The 15,364-nt window shown below is 56.8% G+C and carries 14 protein-coding genes; 4 read left to right on the top strand and 10 right to left on the bottom strand.

Features of this window, described 5'->3' with window-relative positions:
• Window positions 1–29: 29 nt before the first annotated feature.
• From RWJ89_RS10130 to hppD, 8 genes are all read right to left on the bottom strand, one after another.
• Window positions 30–1,763, bottom strand: coding sequence for a DUF2326 domain-containing protein (locus RWJ89_RS10130; protein ID WP_316030885.1), 1,734 nt, complete (start codon window positions 1,761–1,763; stop codon window positions 30–32).
• Window positions 1,760–2,002: an ABC-three component system middle component 6 gene (locus tag RWJ89_RS10135; RefSeq protein WP_205920951.1), complete on the bottom strand. Its 243-nt coding sequence runs from the start codon at window positions 2,000–2,002 to the stop codon at window positions 1,760–1,762. The genes RWJ89_RS10130 and RWJ89_RS10135 overlap by 4 nt, the downstream gene beginning before the upstream one ends.
• A complete protein-coding gene (locus tag RWJ89_RS10140) occupies window positions 2,002–2,901 on the bottom strand; it encodes an ABC-three component system protein (protein WP_168293047.1) in 900 nt (299 codons plus the stop codon). The genes RWJ89_RS10135 and RWJ89_RS10140 overlap by 1 nt, the downstream gene beginning before the upstream one ends.
• Before the next feature lie 403 nt (window positions 2,902–3,304).
• The gene (locus tag RWJ89_RS10145; protein ID WP_316030886.1) at window positions 3,305–4,630 is read right to left on the bottom strand and encodes a hypothetical protein; all 1,326 of its coding nucleotides are present in this window, start codon (window positions 4,628–4,630) and stop codon (window positions 3,305–3,307) included.
• Between the two features lie 363 nt (window positions 4,631–4,993).
• A complete protein-coding gene (gene maiA / locus RWJ89_RS10150; RefSeq protein ID WP_316030887.1) occupies window positions 4,994–5,626 on the bottom strand; it encodes a maleylacetoacetate isomerase in 633 nt (210 codons plus the stop codon).
• Window positions 5,623–6,648 (bottom strand): fumarylacetoacetate hydrolase family protein, encoded by a 1,026-nt coding sequence (locus RWJ89_RS10155; protein WP_316030888.1) that lies wholly within the window; start codon window positions 6,646–6,648, stop codon window positions 5,623–5,625. Before RWJ89_RS10155 ends, maiA begins: the two co-directional genes overlap by 4 nt.
• A gap of 40 nt (window positions 6,649–6,688) precedes the next feature.
• Complete coding sequence (hmgA, locus tag RWJ89_RS10160; RefSeq protein WP_168258284.1) at window positions 6,689–8,050, bottom strand: homogentisate 1,2-dioxygenase; 1,362 nt, start codon at window positions 8,048–8,050, stop codon at window positions 6,689–6,691.
• 61 nt (window positions 8,051–8,111) lie between these two features.
• Window positions 8,112–9,221, bottom strand: a complete 1,110-nt coding sequence (hppD, locus tag RWJ89_RS10165; RefSeq protein ID WP_168258283.1) for a 4-hydroxyphenylpyruvate dioxygenase — start codon at window positions 9,219–9,221, stop codon at window positions 8,112–8,114.
• A 130-nt stretch (window positions 9,222–9,351) separates the two neighbouring features.
• On the opposite strand from hppD, the gene RWJ89_RS10170 reads away from it, so the two are divergent.
• Window positions 9,352–9,852 carry an Lrp/AsnC family transcriptional regulator gene (locus tag RWJ89_RS10170; RefSeq protein ID WP_168258282.1) on the top strand — a complete coding sequence of 167 codons (501 nt, stop codon included), beginning with the start codon at window positions 9,352–9,354 and terminating at the stop codon, window positions 9,850–9,852.
• A 19-nt stretch (window positions 9,853–9,871) separates the two neighbouring features.
• Here RWJ89_RS10170 and RWJ89_RS10175 read toward each other — a convergent pair whose 3' ends face one another.
• Window positions 9,872–10,333, bottom strand: a complete 462-nt coding sequence (locus RWJ89_RS10175) for an Lrp/AsnC family transcriptional regulator (protein ID WP_003547665.1) — start codon at window positions 10,331–10,333, stop codon at window positions 9,872–9,874.
• Between the two features lie 123 nt (window positions 10,334–10,456).
• Between RWJ89_RS10175 and RWJ89_RS10180 the strand changes: the two genes are divergently transcribed.
• A complete protein-coding gene (locus RWJ89_RS10180) occupies window positions 10,457–11,248 on the top strand; it encodes a phenylalanine 4-monooxygenase (protein WP_168258281.1) in 792 nt (263 codons plus the stop codon).
• Between the two features lie 60 nt (window positions 11,249–11,308).
• On the opposite strand, the gene RWJ89_RS10185 is transcribed toward RWJ89_RS10180, so the two are convergent.
• Complete coding sequence (locus RWJ89_RS10185) at window positions 11,309–13,090, bottom strand: peroxidase family protein (protein WP_168258280.1); 1,782 nt, start codon at window positions 13,088–13,090, stop codon at window positions 11,309–11,311.
• Between the two features lie 686 nt (window positions 13,091–13,776).
• Here RWJ89_RS10185 and RWJ89_RS10190 point away from each other — a divergent pair.
• Both RWJ89_RS10190 and RWJ89_RS10195 read left to right on the top strand, forming a co-directional pair.
• A complete protein-coding gene (locus RWJ89_RS10190) occupies window positions 13,777–15,132 on the top strand; it encodes a S8 family peptidase (protein ID WP_316030889.1) in 1,356 nt (451 codons plus the stop codon).
• A complete protein-coding gene (locus tag RWJ89_RS10195; RefSeq protein WP_168258278.1) occupies window positions 15,129–15,359 on the top strand; it encodes a hypothetical protein in 231 nt (76 codons plus the stop codon). Before RWJ89_RS10190 ends, RWJ89_RS10195 begins: the two co-directional genes overlap by 4 nt.
• The last annotated feature ends 5 nt before the right edge of the window (window positions 15,360–15,364 follow it).

Below are 15,364 nucleotides of genomic sequence, written 5' to 3' on the forward strand. Positions count from 1 at the left end.
AAATGCGTGAGCTATGCCCCAGGTCTCGCCTAAAACCTAATCCCAAACAAACCGCCCTCATTGTCATCAGTCAGTCGCGTCGGGACTATGAAAGGGGTCGGATCGAAGATCGGCGCTGTGCCTTCAGCCTCTTCGTGTTTGATCTTATCCAAGTCGTCGGAATTCATCGCAACAATGTACTGAACGCCTAGCTCTTTCGCCTTTTCGTGGGCGAAACTCAGTGCCAACCCAATTTGGCGTCCATCGACCCCGTCAAAGATATGGCTATCGTGTACCAGAAAGCCCGGCGAGCGGTCTTGGCGTCTAGCGGCTTGCAGCAACACCCAATCGAAGCAAAACACCTGCATGTGACTTTTGCCGCCACTTTTCTTCCCGACGATATCAGTGTCGATCTCCAAACCACCAACGCCCTTTGAGCGGCCCAGGATCAAATTGCCGGGCGCGTCGTAGAGCCATCTAGACACCTCTGCGAAAGCCTGCACAGCGAACTTCCTAGCATCTTCACGCTCTCGAACATCGTGGCCGATCAGCTCGACCTGTTCGCTGATTTGCCGTTTGAGGCGGGCCTGTTCCTCAACGACATCCCGTAAGCGCGGAATCTGCTGGTTTAGATCTGCCATCTCGCTTTCGAACGCATGCAATTCCGATTGGAGCCGCGTCAGTCGATCGATCGCGACCCCAGAACGCAAAAGCGCTAGCTTCTCCTTCAACCCCTTTTGTAGGCGATCGATTTCCGCCCGACGCTCCTTGATCCGCTGCTCCGCTCTTCTCTTCTCGTCAGAGAGCTGCGTATGCCTATTCTCGGCGAGTTTGCGATGAAACTCTGCGACCTCATTGAAACGACGCTTAACCTGATCCGGAAAATAGAGTCCGACCTGCTCGTACATCGTTCGTAAATCAGCAAGGTTCGCGTCCTCAACCTCTTGTAACGCCAGATTGATGTTCTCAACGAGGTCAAGATCACGAAGGTTTGCTTCGTTCAGCTCGCGTATGTCACCAGCGAGATTGTTGGCAGCCTTCTCATGTTCGCGATATCCATCGACAACTTGCGAGGAAGCAATTTCACGGCGCTTCCTTGCAACCTCAACCTCAAGGATATCGAGGCGAGACTGCATTTTGTTCAAATCCAGGGCGCCGTTTGAAAAATACCCCTCTCGGATCATCCCAACGAGGTTGTCAGCCTTCTTTTTCTGCTCTTTGAGCAGCTGTAATTTCTGCACAAGCTTCCAGTCGAACCCAAGCAAGTAGGCAACGTTGATCTGGCTATCCCACGCGTTTTGGTCGGAGGAATTCAAAATCGGGCTGTTAAATGCCCCATTTCTTGCCTTGCGCACAAAGTAGGCAAACAACGCTCCGAATTTCGGTGCGAATGTGCCAGCAGATTCCTCATCACCTAATCCAAACCATCGCAGGGCAAGCTTGGACCGCAGGTCCTTAAATTCGATAGCCACACCGTCGAGAAATGCTTCGTCCCGGGCCTTACCTACATTCGCCTTTCGCTCGATCGAGAAAGAATGTCCCTCCTCACGAAATTTTGCCCCGAAAGTTCGACCGACCAAAACATCCTTGTGAAAATCGTCATCAGGATTTTTTCTATCCTGAACGAGAAAATGCAGGAGTTCGATCATGCTGGTCTTGCCGGTGCCATTGCGAGTGTCACGCGCACCGGACGTTTCATGTCTTTCGGCCAACAGTATATTGAGACCGGATTTGAACGCTAGGGCCCGGAAACTTTTGAGGTCACTGTAAATATCAGTGATCATTGGTTCAACTTCCTGAGGGTTCCCGCTTCGAACCGAAGGGCGCCCACTGAATAGAGGAAGTCGACCGCCAAAAGGAACCAATCAAAATGGATAGTGGTCACTCCATTTTCGCGCCGGCGCAACTGAATATCATAAAAGAGGGTCGACACTGTCTTAGGTCGGGTGAGTTCAGCAAGAACCTCAGCTCCGACGCCAACCAGCGAATTCTCGGTTTTGATATGTTTCGTTGGCAGAAGCATCACGACACCGGAACGTTTTCAAAAACATCGCATGAGTCGAAGAAGTAGGTCACGATGATATGCGAGGCGGCAACTTCCGCTGAAGTGGCGCCAATCCGAACATATTCGCAAAGCTTTCCAAGAATTTCATCTGGTTCGTATCCAAGACCTACTAGCTGCAGATATTTTTCTCTCATAGCGGTCTGAATAACGCTGACGTTCGACGGATTGTTCTGGCCATCGAGGAAGCGGCTTACGACATCAACGTTCGTCCGGGCCCTTTTTATGTCGAATTTTGAAGCCTCGCTCAAATGGTTGAACTCTACCTTTGCCTCGTCAGGGATTTCGCCGAACTCTAATGATCCAAAGTGCTTTCCGCGCTCGCTGATAATCCGCTTCAGAAGCGGACGGACATGCTCCATCTGAACCCCTTCGACATCAATTGCTGCCTTAGGATACAGATCAGCCATCTGCTGAAGAGACAATCTATCGTGCAGTTGATCTTTTAAGAATCGTCGTGACCCCGTTGAAATGGTCAGGCTAGGATACAGTTTGCGAAGCTCCTCGAGCTTATCACTAGCAGATGTTGGCAAACCATCCTCGTTGTTGTGGATGAATACCCACTCCTTCATCTGAGGCCAAAAGCCCAGGACGGCGGGAAAGGAATCCGAAATTTTCGTAGCGGCATAGTTTGCGAACTTATCGGGCGATTCAGGTGCATAACATTGATACACGGTTTCCGTTGAGATCCGTCGACCGTCGCTTTTCTTATCGCCCTTCTTCCCACCCGCCTTTACCAACTCAAAGTCGACCCCGAAAACGCATTCAGCCATGGCGGCGAACCATTTCTCGAAATCAGTTTTATTCAGGTCTTTGAAATTGAAATCAAAGAACAAATCGAAATCGGACTTTTTTTTCATTCTCGACTCTCGGTGCAACCGAATTATTACTAGGTAGACTGCCCGCAACGGTGGAATTTGTGAAGGCATCCATCCCAATATCTCTGTGGAGAGCGCTGCCTAGAGTTGTACAATCGACTTTTCCGAACCTTCTAACCGACAGTTACACTCGTTGGATTCGTTGAATCTGACCGCCAAGGTCGCGCCGATGTCCAGACCACCTATGCGTTTGGCAAGACCTGGTCTCGAGGATCAAGGTGCTTGACGGCTGCTAGCGCATCGACCCCAAATCGGAATCGATTTTCGGAAAGCAGGATGTGTCGATTGAAAGTGTTAGAGCGCCGTCGCTTTACGACGGTCACCACGATGACCGCCTCGCCCAAACAATTGCCGCACCTCGCCGGCGGACCGGCGATCCTTACTTCTAATATCTACGGGAATTGGCATCGCATTTGTGCCATTGCATATCCATTCCGGCTTCATCCTCATGGCCATAACACCAGTCAACGCGATTGAGCAGCGGACCGATCTGATCGCGCCGTTTGCAGGCCCGCTCCGTCTCGATGCCGTAGCGATCGGTGCTGCCGCGGCAGATGTCGTCCAGTCCTATCCACTGATGGATCAAACGATCCGGCGCCTTGGCCCCCTTGTCCGTGGCGATCACCTTTCCGGTCTCGGACTCGATCTGCAGGGAGGCCGTGTTCCACACGAAAGAGAATTCCGCCATCCCGGCGGACGTCTTACCTGTGTCCCTGTTTCCGGTAAACCACTCGACGATTCCCGACATTTCGCATTTTCCGGCGCAGCTGGCCGTCACGGAGCCCGGCTTGACGCTGTAGATGCGCTCCGGCCAGCGTTGGGCGAAGGCTGCCTTTTCCTTTAAGATGACGTCCTTGTCGACCAAGGTCCCGAAGAAGGAGACCTGGTCGGCATAGACGTTCTTCATGAAATCAAGCGCCGAAGCGCTGTCTTTCGACCATTCGTCATTGTATCGGTTGGCGAAATCAAGCGCCTCCGTGGTCAGGTCGCCGGGTGCGGATGCGGTGGCCTCCTCGGAAGCGCTTGGGTCCGATGGCGTGACGGCGGGTGCTGCGCTCAGCTCCGGCGCGGCGTCCGGCGATGGCGGCGCGATTGCCGGTGGCGAGGGCATGTTCTCGGGCGTGATGATGTTCCAGTCCCGCATTTCCGCAGAGGTAAGATATCGTATATCGTCACTGTCGATCGACAGGCTGAGCTGCAGCAGATTGGGGCTTACCCCCATATCGGTGAGATATCCGATGATCTCGCCGGTCAGCGATTGAACCGACGAGACTACCAATTTGTTGTCCATGCCGGCATCGTCGGATAGCGAAACCCGATGCACGCCGATGGAGCCCGGCTCGGCAAACCTTTCAACGCCACCGACGAAGGCGAAGGCGCAAGCCGATGCGCACTCGGCGGCTCTGATCTGGAACGTTCTTGCATTCAGCAGGCGGAGGGCCCGGCCGAACCTGATCGCGGCGACCACGTTTCCGCCGGGCGAGTCAAAGGTGACATAGTTCGGCTGGTACTGCGTATATTCGTCGACAAGCGTCATCGGATCGTCGGAACTCTCGAACACGCCTTTTATCGCCAGGGCGCGCTCTCCCGGCGCGCCGTCCAGACGTTGGTAGGAAATGGCCGCATGTGCCTCGGCGGCAAGGGCGACGAACGCCAGCAGCATCGATATGAACGAGACGGATTTCCGCATTCTTCTCCAGCCTTCGAGCACGTGTACTTCTCCTGTCGTCACTCGCAGCATATCTTGCGCACATTGCTGGGGGCTGATCATCGAATCCTGTGCGATGAGTTCGTGAGCCTTCAATGCGACCAAGCCCGTGGCAATCACGGGCCCGACGATCAACAGCTTTGACGAGAACATTTCAGACCTACCCCAAGCATCCAATCAATGCACAAAGGGCAATCTTCTGGCAAGCGGCACAATCAGAAGTGTTGATACAAGGTAAACGCCCATTCCTCGCCGCGATCGGAAAATCCCAGTCCACGCGATCCGATGCGTGCCGGCAATTTGATGCGAGAGCCGCAGGAAGAAGGGAACGCTTCTTCGGATTTCGTCCCGGGTCCCGATCCGCCGTTAGGGTTTCACGCGGTCGGGATGCGCCGCCTGGAAGGCCGGCAGGTCTGCGCATCTGGCGTCGATATCGACGATGCGCTTGAAAGCGGTCATATCCACGCCCCAGCGGCGGGCGTTGTAGACCTGGGGAACGAGACAGAGGTCGGCCATGGTTGGCGCGTCCCCAAAGCTGAACGCGCCATCGGCTTTGCCGATCATGGCTTCCAGTTTGCGCAGCCCGTCTGCGATGAAATACTTCATCCATTCCTCGCGGGCATCGGGCTTATCCGTCATGCTCATCAGATGCGACACGACATGCATGTTGCAGATCGGATGGATGTCCATGGCGACCGCATATGCGAGGGCGCGGACTTTCTGGCGATCGGCAATGTCCGGTGGCAGTAATCCGTATTCCGGCCGAAGCTCGGCCAGATATTCGATGATTGCCAGCGACTGGGTCAGGGTTCTTCCGTCGATCACCAATGTCGGCACCAGTCCCTGCGGGTTGAGCGCCAGATATTCCGGGGTCTTGTGCGCTCCTTCCAACAGGTTGATGGACACTGTCTGATAATCCACGCTCAAGAGATTGAGCGCGATGCGGACGCGATAGCTCGCCGATGATCTCCAGTAGTCGTAAAGAACGACCTCGTTCATCGCGGGTCGGCTCCCCGGTATTTTTCGACCGTCTGCTCGATCGCCCCGAAGATCGAATGGCCGGCCTTATCCTTCATCTCGATGCGGACCTGATCCCCGAACTTCATGAAGGGGGTTCTCGGCGAGCCGGCCTCGATCGTCTCGATCATCCTGATTTCGGCGATGCAGGAGTAGCCGTCCCCTCCCTCTTCCACCGGCTTGCCCGGGCCGCCGTCCAGCTTGTTGGAAACCGTTCCCGAGCCGATGATCGTTCCGGCTGCGAGATTGCGGGTTTTGGCGGCATGGGCGATCAGTTGGCCAAAATCGAACGTCATGTCGATCCCGGCGTTCGCCTTGCCGAATGGCTTGCCGTTCAAGCTCACCAGCAGCGGAAGATGCAGCTTGCCGCCATCCCAGGCCTCTCCGAGCTCGTCCGGCGTCACGGCGACCGGGGAAAATGCCGATGCCGGCTTGGACTGGAAAAAACCAAATCCTTTCGCCAACTCGTCCGGAATCAGACCGCGCAGCGACACGTCGTTGACGAGCATCACCAGGCGGACGGCGCCGCGTGCCGCTTCCGGGCTGGAACCCATGGCGACGTCGCCGGTGATAACGGCGACCTCGCCCTCCATGTCAATCCCATAAGCCTCGTCAGCCGCCACGATCGGATCGCGCGGCGCGAGAAAAGCGTCCGAACCGCCTTGATAGATCAGCGGATCGGTCCAGAAACTTGCCGGCATTTCGGCGCCGCGCGCCTTGCGCACCAGTTCGACATGGTTGACGTAAGCGGAACCGTCGGCCCATTGGTAGGCCCGCGGCAAAGGTGACGTTGCGTCATGTTCGTGAAACCGGATCGTCGGCTGGGCGCCGGTCTCGACGCCTTCGGCGATGAGTGCAAGCCTCGGAGCCACATGCTCCCAATCGTCGAGCGCTGCCTGCAATGTGCGGGCGACATGACCGACCTCGGAACAGCGGGTCAGGTCGCGGGAAACGACGACAAGCCGGCCGTCCCGCGTGGAGTCTTTTAACGTCGCAAGTTTCATGTCCGAATTCCACTGCCGGAGGATGTCTTTGCTTGATGCATCACTTGATACCAGGGGTTCCGTCGAACTTGCGTTCCAGGCCGTCCCAGCATTCGAGGTAGTCATCCTGCAGCGTTTCAAGCTCGGCTGCGTATTTCGTCAGTTGCTGCGGGTACCGGGTCTCGAACATGAAGGCCATGGTGTGATCGAGCTTCACGGGTTTGAGCTCGGTATTGGATGCCTTTTCGAAGGCGAGCGCGTCCGGCCCGTGGGGAAGCATCATGTTGTGCAGGCTCATGCCGCCCGGCACGAAGCCCTCCTCCTTGGCGTCATACTGGCCGTGGATCAGGCCCATGAATTCGCTCATGATGTTGCGATGGTACCAGGGCGGACGGAAGGTGTGCTCGGCGACCAGCCAGCGCGGCGGAAAAATCACGAAATCGACATTCGCCGTGCCCGCATCTTCGGTCGGCGCGGTCAGCACCGAAAAAATCGATGGATCGGGATGATCGAAGCGGATGGCACCAACGGGAGAAAACGTCCGCAAGTCGTATTTGAACGGGGCGTAGTTGCCGTGCCAGGCCACCACATCCAGCGGCGAATGGCCGATATCTGTGACATAGAATTTTCCGCACCACTTCACATGCACGCGGCAGGGCGTTTCCTTGTCCTCGAATGCGGCGACAGGTGTCTTGAAATCGCGCGGGTTTGCCAGGCAGTTGGCGCCGATCGGTCCGCGGTCCGGCAGCGTAAATTTCGCGCCGTAGTTCTCGCATATATAGCCACGCCAGACCGTCTGCTCGCCGCCCTTTAGAATCTTGAACATCATGCCGCGCGGGATGAGGCATATTTCCAGGGGCTCGACGTCCATGATGCCCATTTCGGTGAACACTCTGATGGCGCCGAGCTGCGGCACGATCAGCAGTTCACCATCGGCATTGAAGAAGTAATCGTCGACCATGTCCTCATTGAAGACATAGGCATGGGCGGACATGCCCACCTGGGTGGTAGCATCGCCTGCCGTGGTGACGGTCCGAACCCCTTCGAGGAATGTCAGCCTCTCCGCGGGTGCGGGGATCGGATCCCAGCGAAGCTGGCCGAGCGGAAGCGAATGTTCGTCGAGGCACGGCGCGGTTTTCCAGAGCGGATAGGACGCGTTGGAGAAGCGGCGGGTGTGACGCACGCTCGGGCGGATGCGGTAAAGCCAGGACCTTTCGTTGGTCCCGCGCGGCGCGGTGAACGGCGAGCCGGAAAGCTGCTCCGCATAAAGACCATAGTTGCATTTCTGCGGGCTGTTCTGGCCCTGCGGCAAGGCGCCGGGAAGCGACTCGGTTTCGAAGTCGTTGCCGAACCCCGGCATATATTTCAGCGTGTTTGCCGTTGCGGCTTCACCATCCGACGCCTGGATCGATGTCTGGTCCATGCTCACTCCTCCCCGAAAACTCCAGCGTCGCGCGTCTGACAGATGCGCGACGCTTTAGAGTTTACTCCGCTGCAGTCCCGATGACACCACGCTTGATCTGATCGGCCTCGATCGACTCGAAAAGCGCCCGGAAATTGCCTTCGCCGAAGCCTTCGTCGCCCTTGCGCTGGATGAATTCGAAGAAGATCGGGCCGATGACGGTCTTGGAGAAGATCTGCAGCAGGATTTTCGTCATGCCGCCATTCACCACACCTTCGCCATCGATGAGGATGCCGTGCTTCTTCATGCGTTCGACGGGTTCACTATGGCCGTTCACGCGTTCATAGGACATGTCGTAGTAGGTCTCCGGAGGACCCGGCATGAAGCGCAGGCCGTTATCGGCAAGCCTGTCGGTGGCGTCGTAAATATCCTCCGTTCCAACGGCGATATGCTGGATGCCCTCGCCCTTATACTTCTTCAGATATTCCTCGATCTGGCTGGTGTCGTCCTTCGATTCATTCAGCGGAATGCGGATTTTGCCACAGGGCGAGGTGATGGCGCGGCTCACCAGACCGGTGATGCGCCCATCGATATCGAAGAAGTGGATCTGCTTGAAATTGAACAGGTTGCGGTAAAAATCCCACCACTTGTCCATGTTGCCGCGGAAGACGTTGTGCGTCAGGTGGTCGAGATAATAGAAGCCGATGCCCTGGGGATGCGGGTTGCGCTCGCCGAGCCAATCGAACTCGGCTTCGTAAGCCGATCCCTTGGCACCATAGGTCTCGATGAAATAGAGCAGCGAGCCGCCGATGCCGACAATCGCCGGGACATCGAGCATCTTGTCGTCCCCTTCATAGGGAACAGCACCCTTTGACACCGCGTGGTCGAACGCGTGCTTGGCGTCGACGACGCGCCAGGCCATCGATGGGGCGCAGGGACCATGATTTGCGACGAAACGCGCGGCATGACTGCCGGGTTCGGCGTTGAGCACATAGTTGATATCGCCTTGGCGCCAGACGGTGATGTCTTTCGTCTTGTGCCTGGCGACCGCAACATAGCCCATGCGCGTGAAGAGTTCGCGCAGCGTCTCGGGCTCAGGATGGGCGAACTCGACGAATTCGAAGCCGTCGGTGCCAGCCGGATTGTCGGCGGTAATTTCCGAAGGCGGCGCATCATGCGGGAAAGGACCCATTTTCTTTCCTCCAGAGGAGATTGCATTTGATATGCAAAGTGTGGCCCAAAACGCGTGCAAAGTTCTTGCATTCTTCATGCTCCGGGAAGAGATTATGCACGATCCGTGAGTGTATTGGAGATTTCGTGCAATGGATGAGCCGCTCGACAAATTGGATTTGCGCCTGCTCCAGGAACTTCAAAAGGATGGCAGGTTGACGAACAACGAATTGGGCGAGCGGATTGCGCTTTCACCGTCGCAATGCTCGCGCCGGCGCACAAGACTGGAGGCTGAAGGATATATCCGCAGCTACCGGGCTTACCTCGATCGGCAGAAGCTGGGCCTCGATATGCTGGTGGTCATTTCCGTGACACTTGCCACCCACAACAGAGACAATGCCCGCCGCTTTTCGCAGCTGATCAACGGACTGCCGGAAGTTCTCGAAGCCTATGCCTTGACCGGTGAAATGGACTATCACCTGACGGTCGCGACCCGCGGGCTCGCCGACCTCTCGAAGTTCGTCAACGACGTTCTGTTGCCCCACGAGTCGGTGCAGCACGTGAAGACGTCGATCGTCCTCGACACGCTGAAGACATTCGAAGGCTTTCCGGTGCTGATGCCGGGTCACTGGCATGGCGACAGCACGCGGTAATCCGGGCTGTAAGCGTCAGTCAGAGCGGCAGTTCGGTTGAGAATTTCAGCTCGCGCAGCACAAAGCTCGAGACGACCGTGCGCACATGGGGGTTGCGCATGAGATAGCGGGTCATGAAGGCTTCGTAGCTTTCCACGTCGCTTGCCCTTATCTTCAGCATGTAGTCGAAGGCGCCTGATAGGGCGTAGCATTCCATGATTTCCGGCCGCTCCAGCACCACCGAAGCGAAAGAAGCGACCGCCTCTTCGTGGTGATCCTCCAGCGTCACATGCGCGATGACGCAGAGCTTGAGATCGAGTTTGCCAGGATCGAGCAGCGTCACACGCTTGCGGATGACGCCGTCGGCTTCCAGCTCCTGGATCTTCCGCCATGCAGAGCTCTGCGACATGCCGGCCTTTTCCGCCAGGTCGGCCAGCGAAAGGCTGCCGTCGGCCTGGACGAGTTGCAGAAGCTTGCGGCGAAAATTCCCAGGTTCTTTCATTTTTGGTGCCACTTTCGGGAATATTTGCCACCATTATGGCGATAGCCAGCATGAAAGAAAAGAAAATCCTCCAATCTCGGATCATAATGGCAGCAAAAGCGCCGTTCTCGGGAGGATCAGCCTATGACCAAGGAAAGCAGCTACACCGCCAAACTGCCCGGCCCGGATGGTCTCTATGACTACACCCCGGATGAAGATGCGATATGGGGTGAACTCTACCGGCGTCAGATGAAACTGCTCGCCGATACCGCCTGCCGCGAATATCTGGACGGCGTCAAAATGCTGGGGCTGAAGCCGGATAAGGTTCCTCAGCTTCTCGACGTCAACAGACGCCTGAACGAGACCACCGGCTTCGGTGTCGAAGGCGTGCCGGCGCTCATTCCGCCGTCGCGCTTTTATGAACTTCTCTCGCAAGGCAAATTCCCGCTCGCAACCTTCCTGCGCCGTCGCGAACATATCGACTATATCGAGGAACCGGACCTGTTCCACGAGGTTTTCGGCCATTGCCCCATGCTCACCAACCAGAGCTATGCCAATTTCGTCCGGCATTTCGGCGAAACGGCCGTCCGCCTCGGCAAGGGTTATTCATGGCATCTGTTCCGGATCTTCTGGTTCACCGTCGAATTCGGGCTGATCAATACGCCGCAGGGACGCCGCTGCTTCGGCGCAGGCATCGTCTCATCGCCCAGCGAAGCGAAGGCGGCAATGGAAGGCAAGGCGTGCGAATTCCGGCCGTTCAATCTGCTGAGCGTGCTCCGGACGCCCTACCGGATCGATATCCTCCAGCCGATCTACTATGTCATCGACAGCTTCGCCGATCTGGAAGCGATCGTGGAGCAGGATATCGAGGCCACGATCCTCAAGGCAAAATCGCTGGGCGATTTCGCCCCCGCTTTCGAAGCCAAAGCTTCGTGAATCGCGGATGATAGGCGATTTGCCTCGCCGCGGTGCGGCGAGGCAACAGTCTTGCGAGCACTACTGCATGACCGCCGCGAACCGCATCCACTTGACGATCGAGTCGATCGGCGTGTTGTCCGGCATCTTGAGAGGGCTCTGACTGGGCGTGAACCCACGCGATAGAGCCGAGTCCGGATCCGCCAGCAGCACGCCCACGAAGGTCGACGCCACGAGACAGCTCCCGACTTCGCCCAATCGATTTCCGCCTGCAGCCTCGGCTTCGGCCAGAATGTAGAACCAGAGCGGCGTACGTTCGTGGAAACGCGATGCAGTACCGGCGAGGAAGTTCTTCAGATCGGGCTTCGCGGCAAACAGCGCTGAGACATCTTGGATCGGCGAGGACTGCACCGCGCCAATTTGCTTGAGATGCTTGTGCAAAGCCTGACCCGTCGGGAGCCTGAGATTGTAGCCCCGACGAAGGTTCCGCCTTGCCAGGTTCTTGAACAACTCCTTAAGCTGTTGGTCGGCCTGGTCCTCCCCCTCCTTGAACAGCGTATGCAATGGCGGAGCAAGTTCCGTATCGATCCTCCTGGCAAGACGGGCGGGCTCCCCATCGCTCGCATCATGGGGATCGGCTCCCGTAAAGCGCGTCCAGTCGATTATCCAGTTCTTGGGCAGCTTCTTCTCGTCATCCAGCCTGCCGCCGCCGCCAGTGAATTCGAATAGCAACTGCAAGGTGGCGCGCTTCAGAAAACCGGTGCCCGGCCGCCCAAAGTTCTTGTTGTAGTCATAGAAGGCTCTGACCATGGAATGACCGAACCGATAGGCTGCGGTGGAGAACTCCAACGGCAGAGCATTGCCGAGCCGGGTATTCTGCCTCCGGGCATCGAACTCGGCTCTGAATTTGAAGAAATGAGATGCCCGATCCTGGACGACGCGGTCCACCACAACCGGATCGCAAACGCCTTTGAGGTATCCTTCTACAATCAACCATTGATAGTGAAGTCTTGTCAGAGCCTGCGCTGAGCTGAAATCGGCGATCCAGCCGGTGTCATGCGATGCGAGATAGTCGACGGCCTTGTTATGAAACCGGAGAAAGCTCAGATGGAACTGCGCGACGACGAGATTTTCATCGTTGCGATTGTCCCCGATTATCGCCCGCTGGGGCAAGGTATCAGAGAATTTCTGAAACGCCTCGGGAGTCATCGCGGCCTCAGCCAGACGTAAAGCCGCCTCCCGGACAGACGACTGGACCTGGCCATAACGAGGAAGGTCGCGATGTTCGTCGAGGTTGTCTGGAAGCGGCCCAGGATCGACGGCTGTCCCGACACGCATTTTGTTTTTCAGCGTGGGGTGGCGAAGGCCGGAGATCACTTTGACAACATCTGCATCGATCCCCTCACCGACGGCAGATCCGCCGTAGACACTATCCAGATCGAAGCGGGGCGAGCGAGCATTCCTGAACTGGCTCTCCACTGTCGACGAGGCGACAGGCGGGTGTGCGTTGACCATGCTCGAGATCGCCCCTTCGCGATCAGTTCGGGCCGTCAGCTCGTGATCCAGGAATTGTCCCCAATATGTGAACACAGGCGGGAGCGTGGAATCTTCCGTCGGATCCTCGCTCGTCGGCGTCGCGACAACATCGATCATCATTTCGCCGAGTTCATCGAGCTCCCCAAGCGTTTCCGCCGTGTTGGGAAGGTAATTCTCCGGCGCATCTAATGGCGGAACGAAATAACCGAAGTCAGCTTCTTCATCGACCGCGACGTCACCCGTCGCTGGCCGCCCGGCCCGAACGCTCGGCCCTGGAACTGCGCGCTCTTTCTCCGCACCCCCGTGCGATTGAAAAACGATTGCCATTGGCAACACCCTCCGTTTTCCAGCCCGCGGGATAATTCATACACCTAGAACGCGAAGTCAACTAATCATATTGGGCTATTATTCATCTTAAAGTTGGTAAATTACCGGTAAAGCTCAGTCGACGTCTGTGCGGATTCAGCGCACTCGTTTTGTGCGCATCGTATTCCCTGCCCCGCGGTTGGCGCCTCGTTGTAAGCGGTGCCATTGCCGGTATCGCTGGCGCTTTTCGCCGCAAGTCCGTTATTGCAAGGCAGTATCGATAATCGGACAGAGCTACCTCAGGCACAAAAATAGCGAGGAAATACAATGGGGAGGAGATGTAGAAGTATAGGCTACCTGAAAAGCAATGAAACGCCGGCGAACGACCGCTAGAATTTTCATTTGCTAACTCAACAATAAGATGTATATTTGCCGCCGAGATTTCGGCCAGGGGAAGTACATCCCGAAATCGACCTACAAGGTACAATTTATTATGCTTGCTTGACGAATGCTCCGGTTTTCGGTTGGCGAAGCCTTGAGTTCTGGCGGCAAGTCAGCGGAAACACATCTGGCCAATCCGCATCGATCCACCAGCAGCTCAGCCGCTGTCCCGAACGCGAGTTTCGGTTCGATTAACGGGCAGCCGCACCGAGCTTGCGGCTTTTGTATTGCTTTCAAACCGTGAAAGATGGGGGAGAGTTGGTATCATGGCGAAATCAACACGAGGCAGGGTCAACGCACCAGGCGACGGCACATCGGGTCTTGGCATGGTGGTGCGATTTACACCCAAAGCAAGGAACGAGGGTGTACAGCAACTCGAAAAAGGCGGCTTCCGCGTCGCGTCGTCCAAAGATTTTCGCAGCGCCGTGGCGGTGCCAAATGATTTCGATGGCGCTGATGTTCAGTACTTTGAACGTTTCGGAATCGCAATTGTGCGCCGGGACGGCGAGAGACTGAAGCCCATGTTGCAAAACGCCATGCAGCAAAAGGTCGTTAGCGCGGCTCGACCGGAGCGATCCTATCGTGCCCTCGGCGGCCCGCTGACGAAGCGGCTAGACGGCGCACAGGCAACGGTGGGCGGCGTTGCAACCTCCTTGGACCGTGACTACCTGCTCGGCTATCGTGACGCTGTGAACGAACTGGTCGATCGCTTATTGGGCAAAAAGGCGGCAGAGGGGCTTGTCGCCCGGGCTGCCTTTGAGGAGACCAGCAACACCTGGGGACTGCAGGCTGTCAGGGCTATCGAAGGTGAGCTGAGCGGGGCCGGCATCAAGGTAGCAGTACTGGATACCGGATTTGACGAAACTCATCAGGATTTTGTCGGCCGTTCGGTCACCAAGAAGCTCTTTGCGACACGTAGTTCCGATGGCGATGTTCACGGTCACGGAACGCATTGCATTGGGACGGCATGCGGTCCGTTGCGACCGACCAGCGGCCCACGTTACGGCATCGCCCATGAGGCGGAAATCTACGCTGGGAAGGTGCTGGGCGACGATGGCTTCGGCACTGACCGGTCGATCATTGCCGGCATGGAATGGGCGCTGGATGAAGGTTGCCATGTTATTTCGATGTCGTTAGGCGCTGCAACGCAAATTGGAGATGCGCCGAGTGACGACTACGAGCAAATTGGGCAGGTATGTTTAGACGCAGGAACCTTAGTTGTTGCCGCTGCCGGGAACGAAAGTTCCCGTCCTCAACAGATTAACCCAGTTGGTTCTCCGGCGAACGCGTCCACGATCCTCGGAGTTGGCGCCGTGGATCGCTCCTTCGCGCCGGCGTCGTTCTCGTGCGGCGGTTTGAATCCTGGTCAGGAAGTGGACATTGCCGCTCCTGGCGTCGATATATTTTCGAGCTTACCCGATGACAAGTATGACCGATGGGATGGTACCAGCATGGCGACCCCACATGTCGCCGGCGTCGCGGCTCTTATTGCTCAGTCTGATCCGAAGTTTCGCGGATGGGCGCTATGGGCGCGCTTGATTCAGCTTACAAAGCCTCTATCTTCCCCTGCTAGGGATGTTGGCAAGGGCCTGCTCCAGGCAAGAGGATGCGGCGAGGTATGACGACCGATAAGATTGAAGTTACCATTCGGATCGACAAAAACGAGGCCCGCAGTTTGGGAGAGGTCGTCGGCGACTTGAAGTCGCAAGGCCTCGAACAGGTGCAAAGCCACGAGCGCTTCATGATTGTCAACGGCAGTGTCAATCCTGACGCGCTCGATGCGCTTCGCGCGGTAAAGGGAGTCGCTTCAGTTCGGCAAGATGCCGCATACAAGACTCAAGTGAACTGATCATG

This window comes from Rhizobium sp. 10PS4 (assembly GCF_032464805.1).
GTDB lineage: Bacteria > Pseudomonadota > Alphaproteobacteria > Rhizobiales > Rhizobiaceae > Rhizobium > Rhizobium laguerreae.